The sequence below is a fragment of the Bacillus sp. AFS031507 genome, from assembly GCF_002584635.1.
Lineage (GTDB): Bacteria > Bacillota > Bacilli > Bacillales > Cytobacillaceae > Neobacillus.
The window spans coordinates 58286-61901 of record NZ_NUOW01000009.1 but is presented as its reverse complement, the minus strand read 5'-3'; the positions used below and the strand labels follow the sequence as shown (position 1 = coordinate 61901).

At 41.8% G+C, this 3616-nt stretch carries 4 protein-coding genes; all 4 read right to left on the bottom strand.

All coding sequences use genetic code 11. The annotated features are described in order from the left end of the window. Window positions 1-243: 243 nt before the first annotated feature. Window positions 244-462 carry a DUF2922 domain-containing protein gene (locus tag COE25_RS10425; RefSeq protein WP_088089947.1) on the bottom strand — a complete coding sequence of 73 codons (219 nt, stop codon included), beginning with the start codon at window positions 460-462 and terminating at the stop codon, window positions 244-246. A gap of 39 nt (window positions 463-501) precedes the next feature. Then, window positions 502-720 (bottom strand): DUF1659 domain-containing protein, encoded by a 219-nt coding sequence (locus COE25_RS10420; protein WP_088089946.1) that lies wholly within the window; start codon window positions 718-720, stop codon window positions 502-504. Between the two features lie 470 nt (window positions 721-1190). Then, window positions 1191-2414 carry an MFS transporter gene (locus COE25_RS10415; RefSeq protein ID WP_180247478.1) on the bottom strand — a complete coding sequence of 408 codons (1224 nt, stop codon included), beginning with the start codon at window positions 2412-2414 and terminating at the stop codon, window positions 1191-1193. 42 nt (window positions 2415-2456) lie between these two features. Continuing rightward, a complete protein-coding gene (locus COE25_RS10410) occupies window positions 2457-3410 on the bottom strand; it encodes an L-lactate dehydrogenase (protein WP_098932595.1) in 954 nt (317 codons plus the stop codon). Window positions 3411-3616: the final 206 nt, after the last annotated feature.

Below are 3616 nucleotides of genomic sequence, written 5' to 3'. Positions count from 1 at the left end.
GACGTTGCCAGGCATATTAAAGACAACCTGAAAAGGTTGTCTTTTTTTGTTTTTCAACGTATATGTATGGTGTTCACTGTAGTTATAAATATAACTGAGCATTAGTCTACTCCATTGTTCTATGTAGATCCTACTTTTTTGATATTATTAAGGCCGCTCTTTGTTTTCGATAAAATACAATTTCCATTATTTATAAAAAGAGGCTGGGTTCATGTCCATCATGAATCCAGCCTCTTTTCCTTATTAAACAATCACGTAATCCGTCACATTGCGATCGATCACTCTTGCTCCTTTTGCAGCTACAAACTTGCCACTAGCCGTTGTGAAAACTTCAGATGCAATAATCTGCGCCATCGATAATTTTACAACTTCTTCATCAATCGGCTCTTTAGGGTTATCGACGGAAAGGCTTGCCGTCTTTCCAAACTCCGTGGTAAATTGCAATTCCAATGTTTTTGCCATTTCTTTCACCTCCACACCCTTTATTATTTTGTTAGACTATTAACCTAGAATTGTGGAGCTGTCATTTCTCTCCACTTTGTTTAGCGGGTCATTGCATAGAGCAGCTACTGCTAGTGCCGCTTGCGATAGTTGATCTGCGGTAGCAGCCTTGGTGACATTGCTAAACGTTTTTGCTTTGAGGATGGGATTTCCTTCGTCATCCATGCCCGCTTCAAACACGATGCGAAGCTTCGTAACCTCTAATAATGCTTGTGCCATTGTCTCTCACCACCTTTCACCTTCTATATATAGAAAAGTCGGCAAAAAGGACAGGGTAGGGAGAGGAAAGTTTTAATTGAATGTAAGACGTGTAACGAATGGTTGAAGAGGCCGAACATATTTCAATTTCTATGGATGCGCAAATAAAAGCCGTCAATCCACAAAAAAAAGCCAAATTTGCGCAAATAAAGCTAACTTTTAGTCGGATGAGGGAGCATGGAGTGGGATAATTAGCTCCAATTAGCAGCTTCTCAGCGAATTGTTGAAGGATATCAGCGAACTGGACCATTTTATCAGCGGTAAATACACTTTTATCAGCGAAAAACCTATTTTTATCAGCGAATCTATTTTGCGCATACAAAACTGGCAATTTTCTCAGATGTAGAGTTGTAGGCACTATGGAGACGGTTCTTATGATCGGCACAAATCTCATAAAAAGTCATAAGAACCGAATCTCCCCATGTCCCTCCTTATGCTGCTCGCCGTAGGATGGCTTCCTTCTGTCGTGTTTCCGGGAAGGTCGCCACCAAGAAGATGTACACACTGGAGGCAGCGATAAAGAAAATCATCGCCGCAGTGTATCCGGAAGAGCCTAATATAAAGCTCCACACAATCGTCGCGATGGTTTGGCCCGCATACGCGATCGCCCAGAAAAGTCCGAACATAATCGTCAATCTTTGTGGAGTCATCCCTTTTAATTCATGAGGGAGATTCAAAAAAATTGGGTACTGAATATACATCGCAAATCCTGATATCGAAATGAGTGTGTAGGAAAGAAGCGGAATCTTGTTAGCAAACACAATGGCAAGGGCAAAGGTTCCTACCATGACAATCCCTGAGAACAGAAGGATTGGCTTCCGTGGCACGCCCTTATTTCCGATGCGAATCCCTGCAAATGTTCCGAGAATGCCAAAACCTGAGATTAATAGGTTTGTTACAGAGCCATTTAACAAGGTATATTGATCAAAAATGGCTTTAAAGCTCACGAGCGATAATACATACAAGGTTAAAAAGGAAGCAAACGCCAGGCCATAGCGCCAGAGAAATCCGTCCTTGAGCGCCTCTTTATAGCCATACTTTTCAGCGGTACCACCCATTTCATTTGTTTCAAAGGTCTCTGCTTTCCAAAGCCAAGCGATAAAAAACAAGATCGTTAAAGAGGCAAAGAACGTTAATGTTAAACGCCAGTTGGCTACCATTTGCTTGGCAAAAACCGTAAATAAGACGGCGACAATAAAAGCACCGGCATTATAGGCCACCGTATTGGCGGCATTAATGCGCAACTTTATGTTTGAATTTTTAACATAGTGAGCAACGATGGGGTTCATATAGACAATGACCATCGAGCCGCCAACGGCCATGACCATCCTAGCGACGGTATAGGCCCAATAATTCGGGAGATAAATCGCGACAAGTCCCATTATTAAAAGGCCAATCGCGATACCTGCCGCTTTTCTAGGTCCTAATTTCATGAGCACCATCGCTGCTAAGATGTTGGCAAAGACACGCGCGGACGTAATCGAATAGTTCACCAATTGAGAAATAATAGGATCCACAGGTCCACCGAAAAAGGTTTCGGTTATTTGCGGTGTCAAGGAAGAGCCCGCCACCCAATTCATGGCAAAGGTTACATAAGCCAGCCATAATACTGCCATCATAAAATAACCTTTTTTTGTATGATTCATCGTTTCCATACTCTCATCTGCTTTCATTCGTGTTTTCAACTCTAAACAATTCTAGATGACAGGTTTCATTGTTTCTTTTAATACGGTAACCGAGTGGCTGAATTGTTCCTTTTCCTTTTCATTTAGCTGTATTTCAATCACTTCACGGATTCCTCCGCGGTATATGACCGCCGGAACACCGATAAACACATCCTCCTGTCCATATTGACCATCTAGATAGGAGGAGACCGTTAGGATACAGTTTTCATTGTTTAAAATTGCCTTCGTAATTCGAACGAGGGACATGCCGATTCCATAGTACGTTGCACCTTTTCGTTCGATGATTTGATAAGCCGCATCACGGACATTAACGAAAATTTCTTCTAAACAATCTTTGTATGGTTCGTTTTTCCTTGCTGAAAGTTCTTCAAGCCTTTCAACACCCACAGAGGCACGGCTCCAAACGGGAAGTTCTGTATCCCCGTGTTCGCCAATGATATAGGCATGAACATTTCGTGTGTCCATATTGAAATGCTGACCAAGCGCAAAGCGGAGACGCGCTGAATCTAATACGGTACCGGAACCAATCACCCGTTCCTTTGGCAGCCCAGACTCCTTCCAGGTCACATAGGTTAGAATATCAACAGGGTTTGTAGCAACTAGGAAGATTCCGTCAAAGCCACTGGCCATAATGTTTTTTACGATTTGTTTAAATATTTTCGTGTTCTTTTCCACTAATTCTAATCGGGTTTCACCAGGCTTTTGAGCTAATCCCGCAGTAATGACCACTAAGTCTGCACTTTCACAATCTTGATAAGACCCGCTCCATACGTTGATAGGTGACGGAGCAAACGGAATCCCGTGATTCAGGTCCATCGCTTCCCCTTCTGATTTTGCCTCATTGACATCAATGAGAACTAACTCTTCCGCCACTCCTTGATTAATCATTGAATATGCATAACTGCAGCCGACAGCACCTGTTCCAATTAAGACCACTCGATTTACTTTTTTATTTCTGTTCTCCATTATGATCAGCTCCTATATATAAATGTCATCATTAGATAGTAATTAATAAGTTAACGGTGTTAGTATATCACTAGTTTGTGAATAATTTCACAAGAGTTGTGACATAAATATGACTCTTTTCATGGAAGCCTTTACATTTTTGAAAAAGCGCGATTAAGTGTGGGGATGGTTATTTTTTGAAAAAAGGCGTGATTAAGAATGGTGAC

What these genes read in the sequence shown, in the direction of transcription:
- COE25_RS10425 (WP_088089947.1), bottom strand. Translation starts at nt 462, where the DNA reads ATGGCAAAAACATTGGAATTGCAATTTACCACGGAGTTTGGAAAGACG.
- COE25_RS10420 (WP_088089946.1), bottom strand. Translation starts at nt 720, where the DNA reads ATGGCACAAGCATTATTAGAGGTTACGAAGCTTCGCATCGTGTTTGAA.
- COE25_RS10415 (WP_180247478.1), bottom strand. Translation starts at nt 2,414, where the DNA reads ATGGAAACGATGAATCATACAAAAAAAGGTTATTTTATGATGGCAGTA.
- COE25_RS10410 (WP_098932595.1), bottom strand. Translation starts at nt 3,410, where the DNA reads ATGGAGAACAGAAATAAAAAAGTAAATCGAGTGGTCTTAATTGGAACA.